Origin of the sequence: Neglectibacter sp. CSJ-5, from assembly GCF_032490475.1 — a bacterium.
GTDB lineage: Bacteria > Bacillota > Clostridia > Oscillospirales > Acutalibacteraceae > Hominenteromicrobium > Hominenteromicrobium mulieris.
Genome location: NZ_JAVYJC010000008.1, coordinates 84,803 through 97,616, shown reverse-complemented (window position 1 = coordinate 97,616; position 12,814 = coordinate 84,803). Strand labels below are relative to the sequence as shown.

The 12,814-nt window shown below is 51.4% G+C and carries 16 protein-coding genes and 2 pseudogenes; all 18 read left to right on the top strand.

What is annotated here, in order from left to right; all coding sequences use genetic code 11:
* Positions 1 to 220: 220 nt before the first annotated feature.
* The 18 genes and pseudogenes from R2K26_RS13885 (at position 221) to R2K26_RS13800 (ending at position 12,755) form a co-directional block, all read left to right on the top strand.
* On the top strand, positions 221 to 580 hold the full coding sequence (locus tag R2K26_RS13885) for a DUF3847 domain-containing protein (protein ID WP_025483370.1): 360 nt from the start codon (positions 221 to 223) through the stop codon (positions 578 to 580).
* On the top strand, positions 546 to 2,042 hold the full coding sequence (gene mobQ / locus R2K26_RS13880; RefSeq protein WP_316522975.1) for a MobQ family relaxase: 1,497 nt from the start codon (positions 546 to 548) through the stop codon (positions 2,040 to 2,042). The genes R2K26_RS13885 and mobQ overlap by 35 nt, the downstream gene beginning before the upstream one ends.
* The gene (locus tag R2K26_RS13875) at positions 2,039 to 2,341 is read left to right on the top strand and encodes a hypothetical protein (RefSeq protein ID WP_024729653.1); all 303 of its coding nucleotides are present in this window, start codon (positions 2,039 to 2,041) and stop codon (positions 2,339 to 2,341) included. Before mobQ ends, R2K26_RS13875 begins: the two co-directional genes overlap by 4 nt.
* Positions 2,342 to 2,352: 11 nt before the next feature.
* Positions 2,353 to 4,224, top strand: coding sequence for an AAA family ATPase (locus R2K26_RS13870; RefSeq protein WP_316522972.1), 1,872 nt, complete (start codon positions 2,353 to 2,355; stop codon positions 4,222 to 4,224).
* A gap of 142 nt (positions 4,225 to 4,366) precedes the next feature.
* Complete coding sequence (locus R2K26_RS13865; RefSeq protein WP_006428300.1) at positions 4,367 to 4,525, top strand: transposon-encoded TnpW family protein; 159 nt, start codon at positions 4,367 to 4,369, stop codon at positions 4,523 to 4,525.
* Positions 4,526 to 4,566: 41 nt separating this feature from the next.
* Positions 4,567 to 5,382, top strand: a pseudogene (locus R2K26_RS13860) (VirD4-like conjugal transfer protein, CD1115 family); the annotation flags it as partial.
* A gap of 219 nt (positions 5,383 to 5,601) precedes the next feature.
* A pseudogene (locus R2K26_RS13855) lies at positions 5,602 to 5,730 on the top strand (Maff2 family protein); the annotation flags it as partial.
* Between the two features lie 197 nt (positions 5,731 to 5,927).
* Positions 5,928 to 6,287, top strand: coding sequence for a PadR family transcriptional regulator (locus R2K26_RS13850; RefSeq protein ID WP_055194866.1), 360 nt, complete (start codon positions 5,928 to 5,930; stop codon positions 6,285 to 6,287).
* On the top strand, positions 6,284 to 6,742 hold the full coding sequence (locus tag R2K26_RS13845; protein ID WP_055194864.1) for a DUF1700 domain-containing protein: 459 nt from the start codon (positions 6,284 to 6,286) through the stop codon (positions 6,740 to 6,742). The genes R2K26_RS13850 and R2K26_RS13845 overlap by 4 nt, the downstream gene beginning before the upstream one ends.
* A 3-nt stretch (positions 6,743 to 6,745) precedes the next feature.
* Positions 6,746 to 7,189, top strand: a complete 444-nt coding sequence (locus tag R2K26_RS13840; protein WP_055194861.1) for a hypothetical protein — start codon at positions 6,746 to 6,748, stop codon at positions 7,187 to 7,189.
* A 166-nt stretch (positions 7,190 to 7,355) separates the two neighbouring features.
* On the top strand, positions 7,356 to 7,778 hold the full coding sequence (locus R2K26_RS13835; RefSeq protein WP_147601579.1) for a sigma-70 family RNA polymerase sigma factor: 423 nt from the start codon (positions 7,356 to 7,358) through the stop codon (positions 7,776 to 7,778).
* Positions 7,771 to 7,968 (top strand): helix-turn-helix domain-containing protein, encoded by a 198-nt coding sequence (locus tag R2K26_RS13830; RefSeq protein ID WP_117536057.1) that lies wholly within the window; start codon positions 7,771 to 7,773, stop codon positions 7,966 to 7,968. Before R2K26_RS13835 ends, R2K26_RS13830 begins: the two co-directional genes overlap by 8 nt.
* 622 nt (positions 7,969 to 8,590) lie before the next feature.
* Positions 8,591 to 8,989, top strand: a complete 399-nt coding sequence (locus R2K26_RS13825; protein ID WP_002569238.1) for a plasmid mobilization protein — start codon at positions 8,591 to 8,593, stop codon at positions 8,987 to 8,989.
* Positions 8,961 to 10,583, top strand: coding sequence for a relaxase/mobilization nuclease domain-containing protein (locus R2K26_RS13820; RefSeq protein ID WP_316522932.1), 1,623 nt, complete (start codon positions 8,961 to 8,963; stop codon positions 10,581 to 10,583). The genes R2K26_RS13825 and R2K26_RS13820 overlap by 29 nt, the downstream gene beginning before the upstream one ends.
* A gap of 184 nt (positions 10,584 to 10,767) precedes the next feature.
* Positions 10,768 to 10,980, top strand: a complete 213-nt coding sequence (locus tag R2K26_RS13815; RefSeq protein WP_082424996.1) for a hypothetical protein — start codon at positions 10,768 to 10,770, stop codon at positions 10,978 to 10,980.
* Positions 10,970 to 11,719: a phage replisome organizer N-terminal domain-containing protein gene (locus R2K26_RS13810; RefSeq protein ID WP_008394427.1), complete on the top strand. Its 750-nt coding sequence runs from the start codon at positions 10,970 to 10,972 to the stop codon at positions 11,717 to 11,719. Before R2K26_RS13815 ends, R2K26_RS13810 begins: the two co-directional genes overlap by 11 nt.
* Complete coding sequence (locus tag R2K26_RS13805) at positions 11,716 to 12,570, top strand: ATP-binding protein (RefSeq protein WP_055222989.1); 855 nt, start codon at positions 11,716 to 11,718, stop codon at positions 12,568 to 12,570. Before R2K26_RS13810 ends, R2K26_RS13805 begins: the two co-directional genes overlap by 4 nt.
* Entirely contained in the window at positions 12,567 to 12,755 is a 189-nt protein-coding gene (locus tag R2K26_RS13800; protein WP_002569233.1) for a transposon-encoded TnpW family protein, read from the top strand. The genes R2K26_RS13805 and R2K26_RS13800 overlap by 4 nt, the downstream gene beginning before the upstream one ends.
* Positions 12,756 to 12,814 lie beyond the last annotated feature (59 nt).

Genomic DNA, 12,814 nt, shown 5'->3' with positions numbered 1-12,814 from the left:
CCTTTCGCCATTGTCCTGCCCCTCAATGTAGGAAACATCTGTTTCTATGATACGAATGGAAATGTTGTGGAATATCTTCGCCAACAACTTTGACCAACTTCAATTTACCGAACTGAACACAACAACTGAATACCGAAAAACTGACCGTTGACTGGTCGCAATCTGCGAAAAGTTGACGGTCTTTTTTTATCCCCATTTTCAAAAAAGGAGGTCACGAAAAATGGCAAAACCGAAAAACCTTGAACAGCTCCGAGCCGAAAAGGAACAGGTCGAGACACAGCTTGCACAGGAACAGCACAAGCTGGAGCGTCTGGAGAACAGAAAGAAGTATCTGGAGAAAGGCGAGAGACAAAAGCGCACCCATCGTCTTTGCAATCTGGGCGGCACGATTGAGAGCCTTGCCCCGGAGGTCAAAGATCTCACACGCACCGAAATGACAGAGCTGATGGAACAAATCTTTTCTCTGTCCGAAGTTCAGCAAGCCGTCCGTCACATGGCGATTACCCACATCAGCCAAGCAAACAGAGAAAAGGAGTTGAAAGCCGATGGCACTATTTCATCTGAGCGTCACGCAGACTAAGCGAAGCACAGGACAGTCCGCTATCGCTTCTGCCGCCTACCGAGCCGGGGAGCGATTGTATAGCGAGTATTACGGCGAGTACAGCGACTACACCAGAAAGGGCGGCGTGATCTGCTCCGACATTCTCCTGCCGTCCCATGCTCCCCCGGAATTTGCAGACCGTCAGACCTTGTGGAATGCCGTGGAAAAAGCCGAGCGTGGAAAGAACGCCCAGCTTGCATACAGCTTTGACATTGCCTTGCAGAATGAATTTTCCCTTGAGGAAAACATCGCTCTTGCAAGGCAATTTTTATTGGAGAACTTTGTGAGCCGGGGCATGGTGGTTGACTTCGCCGTACACCAGCCAGACCGGGAGGACGGCGGCATACCAAACCCGCATTTTCATGTGCTTTGCCCTATCCGCCCCATCGAGCAGGACGGCAAATGGGGGCTAAAGCAACGCCGGGTGTATGAGCTGGACGAGGACGACAACCGTATCCGAGACCAGAACGGCGAGTTTGTTTTCAACGCCGTTCCCACTACCGACTGGGGCAGTCCCGAAACGCTGGAATACTGGCGGCAGACATGGGCGGAGCTATGCAACGCCAAGTTTGCGGAAAAGGAGCTTGACGTTCGTATCGACCACCGGAGCTATGAGCGTCAGGGCGTGGAGTTTCTTCCCACCGTCCACGAGGGCGCAACCGTCCGGGCAATGGAGAAGAAAGGCATACGCACCGAGAAAGGCGAGTTCAACCGCTGGATCAAGGCAACCAATGCCGTTATCCGGGACATCAAGAAGAAAATCACTCTCCTGTTTGATTGGATTGCCGAAGCAAAAGCAGAGCTTGCCAAGCCGCAGACCCCCGACCTTGTTTCTCTGCTGAACGCCTACTACACCCAGCGCAAAGCCGGGGCTTATTCCCAGAAAGGCAAAATCAGCAACCTAAAGGAGATGAACGAGACTTTCAATTATCTCCGGGCAAACGGCATTTACACCCTTGAAGATTTGGAAAGCCATGTCAATGAACACAGCTCCACCACAGAGAGCTTGAAGAAAACGCTGGACGGGCAGACCGCCCGAATGAAAGCAATTAAGCAGCTCTATGACAGCTCCGCTGCTTTCCAGAACTTGAAGCCTGTCTATGACGGCTTGCAGAAAATCAAGTTTGAGAAGCCCAGAGCCAAGTACAAGGCAGAGCATGAAGCGGAACTGATACAGTTCTACGCCGCCAGACGAAAGCTGACCGGGGAATTCCCGGACGGCAAGGTGGATATGAAAAAGCTGTCCGACGAGTATGACGAACTGGAACAGGCGCACGAAACCACCTATGGCGAGTTTAAGGCTGTCAGAGACGATTTACACCGCCTTTGGAAGGTCAAGTCATGCGTAGATACTGCCGCCCGATTTAACGAGCGTACAGAGGAACAAAAGCTCCAAAATCGACCCCAAACACGACAGAAAAAGGAGGATATGACACGATGAAAAAATACGACTGGAAGAACGAGTACAACCCCATCCGCAGAACGGCAAAACGCCTTTTGAGCGGAGAAGCTTTGACCGATGGCAGACCGCTTTCCGACCTGATCGAGCTGGACGAACACACCCGGAAATGCCTTGCCTTTGAAGCCACCCTCACCGACCGCCAGATTGATATGTTGCAGGAGCTGGGCTATCTGCCTGTTATCATGAGACAGTACGGCGAGGAATGTGCGAACTGCCCCTACACGCTGGACGAGCGTGAGCATGGCATTTGCAGACGATGCGCTGTTTTCAAGAAGTAAGGAGGACGCCCATGCAGTACACCCAAGCACAGATCGACCGGGCAAACGCCGTCAGTCTGGAAGATTTTCTCCGCGCACAGGGAGAGACACTTATCAAAAGCGGACGAGAATACCGCTGGAAAGAACATGACAGCCTGACCGTCCGGGGAAACAAATGGTTTCGCCACAGCCAGAGCAAGGGCGGCTATCCTATTGATTTTGTCATGGAGTTTTACGGCAAGTCCTTTCCCGAAGCAGTCCAGCTCTTAACCGGCGAAAGCGCCGAGGGACAGAGCGAAGCCAGCACAGCACCGCCCACAGCGTTTCACTTGCCCTTGCACAACAGGACAGCCGACAGAGCAATCCAATATCTCACAGAAAGCCGAGGTCTCAACAAAACGCTTGTTGAGGCTTTTCTTCTTTCCGGGGATATTTACGAGGACGCAAAGCGGCACAATGTTGTGTTTGTCGGCAGAGACCGAAGCGGTACGCCGAGATACGCCCATGTGCGAGGAACGGCAGACCCATTCAGACAGGACATTGCCGGGTCTGACAAATCCTATCCGTTCCACTATGAGGGAAACGGCAACCAGCTCTTTGTCTTTGAAGCACCGATTGACCTTTTGTCCTTTATCTGCCTTTATCCGCAGGACTGGCAGACAAGGAGCTACCTTGCCCTGGGCGGCGTTTCAGGCAAAGCCCTTGACCGTTTTCTTTCTGAACGCAAGGACATCCGAAAAGTGTTCCTCTGCCTTGACAGCGACACCGCAGGAAGTGAAGCCTGTACCCGGCTGGCACAGGACATTCCCGGCGAGATCGCCGTCATTCGCCTTGTCCCGGTAAGGAAAGACTGGAACGATGTTCTCCGTCAGCAAGGGGACATTCCCAGCCGCAAATTCATAGCCGAGACAATCACGCTGCGAGAGCTGCCCACCGCCCAGCCTGTCCCCATGCTCCGCATGGCAGATGTGGAGCTGACGAGCGTGGATTGGCTATGGTTTCCGTATATCCCCTTTGGAAAGCTGACAATTATCCAGGGCAATCCCGGCGAGGGCAAGACCTACTTTGCCATGCGCCTTGCGGCGGCTTGCACCAATCGAAAGCCTTTGCCCGGTATGGAGACACTTGAGCCTTTCAATATCATCTATCAGACCGCCGAGGACGGTCTGGGTGATACCGTCAAGCCCCGACTGATAGAAGCAGACGCAGACCTTGAACGAGTGCTTGTCATTGACGATAGAGACACGCCGCTGACCCTTGCCGATGAACGCATAGCAAGGGCAATCCGGGAAAACAGCGCAAGGCTGGTTATCATTGACCCGGTACAGGCTTTTCTGGGTGCAGATGTGGACATGAACAGAGCAAACGAGGTGCGCCCGATATTCCGCAGTCTGGGAGACATTGCACAGGCTACCGGGTGCGCTATCGTGCTGATCGGACACCTCAACAAAGCCGCAGGAACGCAAAGCACCTACCGGGGATTAGGGTCTATCGACATTACGGCGGCAGTCCGCAGTCTGCTCTTTATCGGCAAGCTGAAGGACAGCCCCACAACGAGGGTGCTGATCCATGAGAAAAGCTCCCTTGCGCCGCCCGGACAGTCCATTGCCTTTTCTCTGGGAGACGAGAAAGGGTTTGCGTGGATAGGAGCTTATGACATTACCGCTGACGAGCTTCTTGCCGGGACGGACACCGCCAAGACCGAGAGCAAGACCGCACAGGCGCAAATGCTCATTCTGGAACTGCTTGCGGACGGAAAGCGTATGCCGAGCGCAGAACTGGAAAAGGCAGTCAATGAGCGTGGGATTTCCTCACGCACCATGAGAACGGCAAAGAGCCGTATCGGGGACAGACTTGTGACCGAGAAAGACGGCACAGCATGGGTCTGCTATCTCCGAGACTGACAACAGGAACACGGCAAGCATGGCAAAGACGGCAAGGTTTTTATAGATACCTTAATGTTGCCGCCTTGCCTTGTTCCCTCATACCGACACCGCCCGATGATGAACAGTCACCGGACATTTTTCATTTACAGGAGGATTTTGAATGAACAATACCGCAACCAACACCGCCACTTGCCCGACTGTCAGAAAGCAGATCGGCAAGACAACCTATATCGTCCGTGTCCATTTCAGCCAGACCGCAAAAGAGACGATGGAGGACAAAATCAAGCGTCTGCTCCGTGAGGAAGTCCGCAAAATGTGACTTCTTTTTGAATTTGATGAAAAAGTCCTTGACTTTTCGTCTCTGGCAAGACCGCTAAGTCGATTTTGATTTCCTGCGGTGCGCGCCTTGCCGTATTTGATATTGCAGAGTTGCGCGAGGTCACAGCTTATGACGAGCTGGAACTGGATACTCTGGGAGACCGGAAAACTGCTCTGTTCCTCATTATGAGTGATACAGATGATAGCTTTAACTTCCTGATCTCCATGTGTTATACCCAGCTGTTTAATCTGCTCTGCGAAAAAGCCGACGATGTGTATGGCGGCAGGCTCCCAGTCCATGTGCGCTGTCTCATTGACGAGTGCGCCAACATCGGGCAGATTCCGAAGCTGGAAAAGTTGGTGGCCACGATCCGAAGCCGTGAGATCTCAGCCTGTCTGGTGTTGCAGGCGCAGAGTCAGCTCAAGGCGATCTATAAGGATAACGCAGATACCATTATCGGAAACATGGATACTTCCATCTTCCTGGGCGGTAAAGAGCCGACTACCCTCAAAGAGCTGGCTGCCGTGCTGGGCAAGGAAACCATCGACACCTACAACACCGGAGAGAGCCGTGGCCGGGAAACTTCCCACTCTCTCAACTATCAAAAATTGGGAAAAGAGCTGATGAGCCAGGATGAGCTTGCTGTTATGGATGGAGGCAAGTGTATCCTCCAGCTGCGCGGTGTGCGTCCTTTCCTTTCGGATAAGTACGACATCACCAAGCACCCCAATTTCAAGTACACTGCCGACGCGGATGATAAGAACGCTTTTGACATTGAAGCATTCTTGTCTGCAAGGCTGAAACTCAAGCCCAATGAGGTCTGCGATGTATATGAAGTAGACACAAAGGGCGCTTAATTTCGTTCCGCTTTAGAAGGGAGTGATCTTATCTATTCGCCGCACCTGCCCTCTATGGGCCATTGGCGTACAAAGCGGACAATCGCGAGAAAAAATAATGAAAAAGGAGGACAGCCGGAATCATGCCCCCGGAAACCGGGCGGCAGATTGTTCCGGCTTTTGTATGCCTATGAAACATGACAAACCTATTTTTTAATCAGATTCCGGCTAACAAACTATATGGCATTTTTTGAACAGGCAATCACCGTTCTTCAGACCCTCGTTATCGCGCTCGGTGCCGGTCTCGGTATCTGGGGCGTTATCAACCTGCTGGAAGGTTACGGCAACGACAACCCCGGCGCCAATGCTCATGTACGATAAAGAAGTAAGATACTAAAAACAAAACATAGACCGCCAGTACCCCGCTATTCCGTTATTACCCTATGCAGAAAGTACAACATTTTGTAACTTTTCCGTGAAGCCTATTGACTTTGATACCCCAAAAGAGATATAATATAGTCGCTACTTAGTAAAACTAAATAGCAAAGCTGAAGAGAGGCGACAGTATGAATAACAGATATGTCCAACAATTCAAAAAAGGCTCTCTGGAAATGATACTCTTATGCCTAATCGGACGCAAAGAAACTTATGGATACGAAATTATATCCGAATTGAATAACAGTGCGTCTGTTTTGGGATATGCAAAAGAGGGAACCATTTATCCTATTCTGTATCGTTTGCAGGAAGCAGAACTAATTAAATGTCGATTGGCTCCGGCTGTGGCAAATGGCGGTTCAAAAAAGTATTACTCTCTAACTGATAAAGGCAGGAATATACTTGATGAACTAATCTTATTTTGGTCAAGCTATGAGAACTGCGTAAACGGCTTCATAGAAAGTTATCAACAAGCGAGGGTATCGAAATGAAAGAACAATATATTAAACAAGTTGAAAAGGAACTATCCTTACCACATAAAGCGAAAAAAGAGGTTGTGCGTGATTTGAATGAAGTTTTCGCGTCTGCTTTGGAGCATGGAGAAACGGAACAGCAGGTTATCCAGCGTTTAGGAACACCAAAAGAATTTGCAGACAGCACCGCAGAGCAGTTTGGTATTGATAACGCCTCATCAAAAAAAAGGAAAGGTATCATTTCTGCGCTTGTTGCGCTTATTGTTGCGGTTGTTGCCTTTTCGATATATGCTGTCACACGATTAGGAAAAGCACCAGAGGGCGCAATCGGACAGGCAGACGCAACAACAAATATCCAGATTGAGAGTGCATTGGGCTTTGATGTTTTACAAATCATTTTGGCAGTTGGGTTTGCCGCAGCGGTAATTGCTGTTTTATTGATTATCCGAACTATACACAAAAATAGGAGATAACTTATGAAGAAGTATATTTCTGTATTGGCAATCATATTCATAATTTCTTTGGCCGCGTGTTCTAATCAAACTATTTCGTCTACACCCACAGGTAATGAGAGCAATATACAATCTAACAGTATTACCACTCTTGACAAGGGTATCTGGCCTGTTAATGAATACACAGAGGGGCTTCCTATTCCGCCCGGTACAGTTGCATGGGCAACACTTGATACAGAACATGAAAATTGCAGTGTCAACCTTACCGGCATTAGCGACGACGACTATAGCGAGTACATGGAGGTTTTGAACCAAGAAGGTTTTTCCGTAATTGAGAATGTATCGGAGGAAATCGAAGAGGGAAACTATGTTTCGATTGGGACACTTTTATCAAACGAAGATAAGTGGTTGAGTATCAGTTACATACCAGATAGTTTAACTATCTATATTTCCTTTGACAATAATTGAAAGAGATAATGAAATAGCAAAGCCAGCCGAGCCAGTCAACGGTCAAGATGAACGGCGCATACGCGCCGCCGTTGACAGTCCCGCCCGTCTTTGCTGGTAGGCAATCAAGGGGCGACAGCAAGGAGTGCTGCCGCCCCGCACTATTATTCAGAGAGGGGGAATTTCCATGACCGAAGATGAAGCCTACAAAGTGCATATCCAGTACACATTCAATGCCTTTTGCAAGATTGTCATTCGTCACGCAGCCATAGATATAATTTTGAAGCTGCGCCGGAGGTGGGAACGGGAAGTTTCCCTTGACTACCTGATGAATGAGAAGTTTGTCCAGCTTGCCGAGCCGGAGCAGCTTGAAGAATATCTTTTTACGGCCTGCGGCCAGACCGCCGTTCTGTACCATGCGGAACTTGCCGCCGCCCTTGCCCGTTTGCCGGAGCAGACACAGGAAAAAATTTTCCGTTACTACTTCCTGCGCCAGCCGCAGCGCGTGATCGGCGTACATATTGGCCGGACACGCAGCACAGCGGGGCGGCATATCCAGCTTGCCTTGCAGCGGCTACGGCGGCTCATGGAGGAAAATCGCTATGAGTAAACTTCTCCCCTATGAAACAATCGTTAAGGCGCATGAGGGCGACCCGGACGCAATCGACACCGTCCTTTCCCACTACGCCGGATATATCCGCTACTTTTCCAAAGTACACGGACAGGTCAACGCTGAGGTTGAGGAATATGTGAAACAACAGCTAATTGCCGCGCTGTTCAAGTTTCGATTTGACCGATAAGAAAAAAACTGAATATCAGCCGCTACCAGCGGCCAGCGAAAGCAGTAAGTCTGAAAAAGATTTGCTGCTTTTTTTGTTGTCCATTTGGCAAAATCGCAAACTCACCCGTAGTAGGTAGGTAAAGCCAGAAAAAGGCTGCCTGCCCCGTTTGGCAAATTTCAAAATGCGGTGTTGTAGGGAGTGAAAGGAAAAATTCTCTGCCCCGCCGGTTGCCAAATTTCTCTTTTCCGCATTACAGAAGCAAAAGGAAATTTGAAAAAATCCCCGGACAGCGGGTAGCTGGCGGCCTTTCAAATGTATCTTTGGCGAAAGGAAAAAAGGCCGCGCACAGCGGGCTGAAAGCCCCGCCCTGTTCGCTCTATGTACGGAAAAACCCGGACAGGGGCAGTCTGCGGCTTACTAAGAGCAAGATTCTACCGCAGTACCAAAATTCGCTTTTCGCTCATTTTGCCCCTGCGGGAATCTTGTTGGGGAGTGCCTTCCCCAAACCCTGCTTATGCGGCTTGCGCCGCTTAAAAATCCCTCAAAATATTTTTTCGGATTTTTCAAAAACAGTTCCGCTTCACACCCCGTTTTTCTCCTATTAGTGAGAGGACACCACGCACAGAAAGGAGGTTTTACCATGCGAAAACGATACAACACGCCGCACCGCAGCCGGGTAGTCAAGACACGCATGACCGAGGAAGAATACGCCGAGTTTGCAGAAAGGCTTTCTGCCTACAACATGAGCCAAGCCGAGTTTATCCGGCAAGCCATAACCGGGGCAGCCATACGCCCCATCATAACCGTTTCTCCCGTCAATGATGAGCTGCTTGCCGCTGTTGGGAAGCTGACCGCCGAATACGGCAGGATCGGCGGCAACTTAAACCAGATAGCCCGGACGCTGAACGAGTGGCACAGCCCCTACCCGCAACTTGCCGGGGAGGTACGGGCGGCAGTTTCCGACCTTGCTGCCCTAAAGTTTGAAGTCTTGCAGAAAGTGGGTGACGCTGTTGGCAACATTCAAACATATCAGCTCTAAAAATGCCGACTATGGCGCAGCGGAAGCCTATCTCACATTTGAGCATGACGAGTTTACCATGAAGCCCACCCTTGATGAAAACGGGCGGCTGATACCGAGGGAGGATTACCACATTTCTTCCCTCAACTGCGGGGGCGAGGATTTCGCCGTTGCCTGTATGCGGGCAAATCTCCGATACGGTAAAAACCAAAAACGGGAAGATGTGAAAAGCCACCACTATATCATCAGCTTTGACCCACGGGACGGGACAGACAACGGCTTGACCGTAGACCGGGCGCAGGAGTTGGGCGAGCAGTTCTGCAAGGAGCATTTTCCCGGGCACCAAGCCCTAATTTGCACCCACCCGGACGGGCATAACCACAGCGGCAATATCCATGTGCATATCGTCATCAACTCCCTGCGGATTTATGAAGTCCCGCTTCTGCCCTACATGGACAGACCAGCCGACACAAGGGAGGGCTGCAAGCACCGCTGTACCAACGCCGCTATGGAATATTTCAAGAGCGAAGTCATGGAGATGTGCCACCGGGAGGGGCTTTACCAAATCGACCTCTTGAACGGCAGCAAGGAACGGATAACAGAACGGGAATACTGGGCGGCAAAGAAAGGGCAGCTTGCCCTTGATAAAGAGAACGCCGACAGAGAAGCCGCCGGACAGACGACCAAGCCCACCAAGTTTGAAACGGACAAGGCGAAGCTGCGCCGGACGATACGGCAGGCACTGTCCCAAGCTACCAGCTTTGACGAGTTTTCTTCCCTTTTGCTGCGGGAGGGCGTGACCGTCAAGGAGAGCCGGGGGCGGCTTTCCTACCTCACGCCGGACAGGACAAAGCCTATCACAGCCCGGAAGCTGGGGGACGATTTTGACAAGGCTGCTGTCCTTGCCCTGCTCACGCAGAACGCCCGCAGAGCTGCCGAACAGACCACAGCCATACCCGAATACCCCCACACCCAAAAGGAACGCTTGCGGGAGGAAAAAGCCGCAAAAACCACCCCGGCAGACAACACCTTGCAGCGCATGGTTGACCGGGAAGCCAAGCGAGCCGAGGGCAAGGGCGTGGGCTATGACCGCTGGGCGGCAAAGCACAATCTAAAGCAAATGGCAGCTACCGTTACCGCCTACCAGCAGTACGGCTTTTCTTCCCCGGAGGAACTGGACGAAGCCTGTTCTGCCTCCTATACCGCCATGCAGGAAAGCCTTGCAGAGCTGAAGCAGGTGGAAAAGACGCTGAACGGAAAAAAGGAGCTGCAACGGCAGGTGCTTGCCTATTCCAAGACCCGCCCTGTCCGGGACGGGCTGAAACAGCAGAAAAACGCCAAAGCAAAAGCAGCCTACCGTCAGAAGCACGAAAGCGACTTTATTATAGCAGACGCAGCCGCCCGCTATTTCAAAGAAAACGGCATTTCCAAGCTGCCGGGTTATAAAGCCCTGCAAGCCGAGATTGAAAGCCTTATCCAAGAGAAAAACAGCGGCTACAACGATTACCGGGCAAAACGGGAGGAATACCGCCGCTTACAGACTGTCAAGGGCAATATCGACCAGATTTTACACCGGGAGCGCAAGCCTGTGAAAAGGCAGGAACAGGAGCGATAAAAACCGCCCCCAAATGTACCCGAACCCATACAGAACAAGGGGGCTGCCCCGTACCCTATCCGCAATACCAAAGGATTTTTTAACGGGCTTACAGGGCAGAAAAACCCCGAAAATGATACCGAGATGATACAGAATTACCGCCGATACCGCCACACCAGCGGAAACGGCAGAAAGGAGCGCACCCATGCCAAGAATGAGCAAGAAACGGCGGCTGGAATGGTCTTTTTTCCTGCGACAAGTGAAAGTCGGGAATACCACCTGCGACCGTATCACATACAATGACCTCTGCCGGGGCTGTACCCATAGCTGCAAGCAGAGCTTCCGGGCGATTATCATACTCTGCCCCCACTACTACTCCAAACGCCGGAAAAAGGAGGACAGGGACAATGGCAGATAACCGCAAATATTATTACCTCAAGCTGAAAGAGAACTTTTTTGACAGCGACTCCATTGTGCTGCTGGAAGATATGAAAGACGGGATTTTATACTCCAATATCCTCTTGAAGCTGTACTTAAAATCGCTGAAAAACGGCGGGAAATTGCAGCTTGACGAGCATATCCCCTACACAGCGCAGATGATAGCGACACTGACCCGCCACCAGATAGGAACGGTTGAGAGGGCTTTGGAGATTTTCCGGCAGTTGGGGCTTGTGGAGCAGCTTGACAGCGGGGCTTTCTATATGACCGACATTGAGTTGATGATAGGACAGTCCTCTACCGAAGCCGAGCGAAAACGGGCTGCAAGGCTGGAAAACAAGGCACTTTTACCGCCCCGGACAAAAGGCGGACATTTGTCCGACATTCGTCCACCAGAGAAAGAGATAGAGTTAGAGAAAGAGATAGAGATAGAAAAAGAGAGAGAGGGAGAAACGGGACACCCCGCCCCCGCCGCTTATGGCAGATACAACAATGTGATACTGACCGATACAGAGCTTTCCGGGCTGAAAACAGAGCTGCCCGACAAGTGGGAGTATTATATTGACCGGCTTTCCTGCCATATCGCTTCCACCGGGAAGCAGTACCACAGCCATGCAGCCACCATTTACAAGTGGGCGCAGGAAGACGCTGCCAAAGGCAAGGCTGCCCCGAAACAGGGCATACCCGATTATTCATGCAAGGAGGGCGAGAGCTTATGAAAAACGAGATTGAAGCTATGATTACGGACATTACAGCCACTACCGCCGAAGCGGAGGACTACACAGGCGAGGACGGGCTTTTATACTGCGGCAAGTGCCATACGCCCAAAGAAGCCTACTTTGCAGAGGGAAAGACCTGTTTCGGGCGTGACCGCCACCCAACAGACTGCGACTGCCAGCGAGCAGCCCGTGAAAAGCAGCAAGCCGCCGAAAGCCGACAGAAGCACCTTGAAAAAGTGGAGGACTTGAAACGCCGGGGCTTTACCGACCCTGCTATGCGGAACTGGACATTTGAGCATGACAACGGCAGAAACCCGCAGACCGAAACCGCCCGCTTTTATGTGGAGAGCTGGGAAACCATGCAGGCTGAAAATATCGGCTACCTGTTTTGGGGCGGCGTGGGGACAGGAAAAAGCTACCTTGCCGCCTGTATCGCCAACGCCCTTATGGAGAAAGAGGTTGCCGTCTGTATGACAAACTTTGCAACCATACTCAATGACCTTGCTGCCAGCTTTGATGGCAGGAACGAATATATTTCCCGCCTTTGCAGCTACCCCCTGCTGATACTTGATGATTTTGGTATGGAGCGAGGAACAGAATACGGGCTGGAACAGGTTTACAGCGTGATTGACAGCCGTTACCGAAGCGACAAGCCGCTGATCGCCACGACCAACCTCACGCTGGAGGAATTGCAGCACCCGCAGGACACGCCCCACGCCCGTATCTATGACAGGCTGACTTCCATGTGCGCCCCCGTCCGCTTCACGGGCAGCAACTTCCGAAAGGAAACCGCACAGGAAAAGCTGGAACGATTAAAGCAACTGATGAAGCAGCGAAAGGAGAGCCTATGACAGAAACGAAACAGACAAGCACCACCAAAACAGACCGCCGCCCGGACTGTGTGACGGAAATCCGCATGGGCAACTCCGTCCTTACCGTTTCCGGCTTCTTCAAGCAGGGCGCAACCGATACCGCAGCCGACAAGATGATGAAAGTGCTGGAAGCGGAAGCTGCTACACAAAAAACGGCGATTTGACCGACCATAAAGAAGCAGATTTGACGCTTTTGCCGCTATACAGACCGCCGCCCCATGTG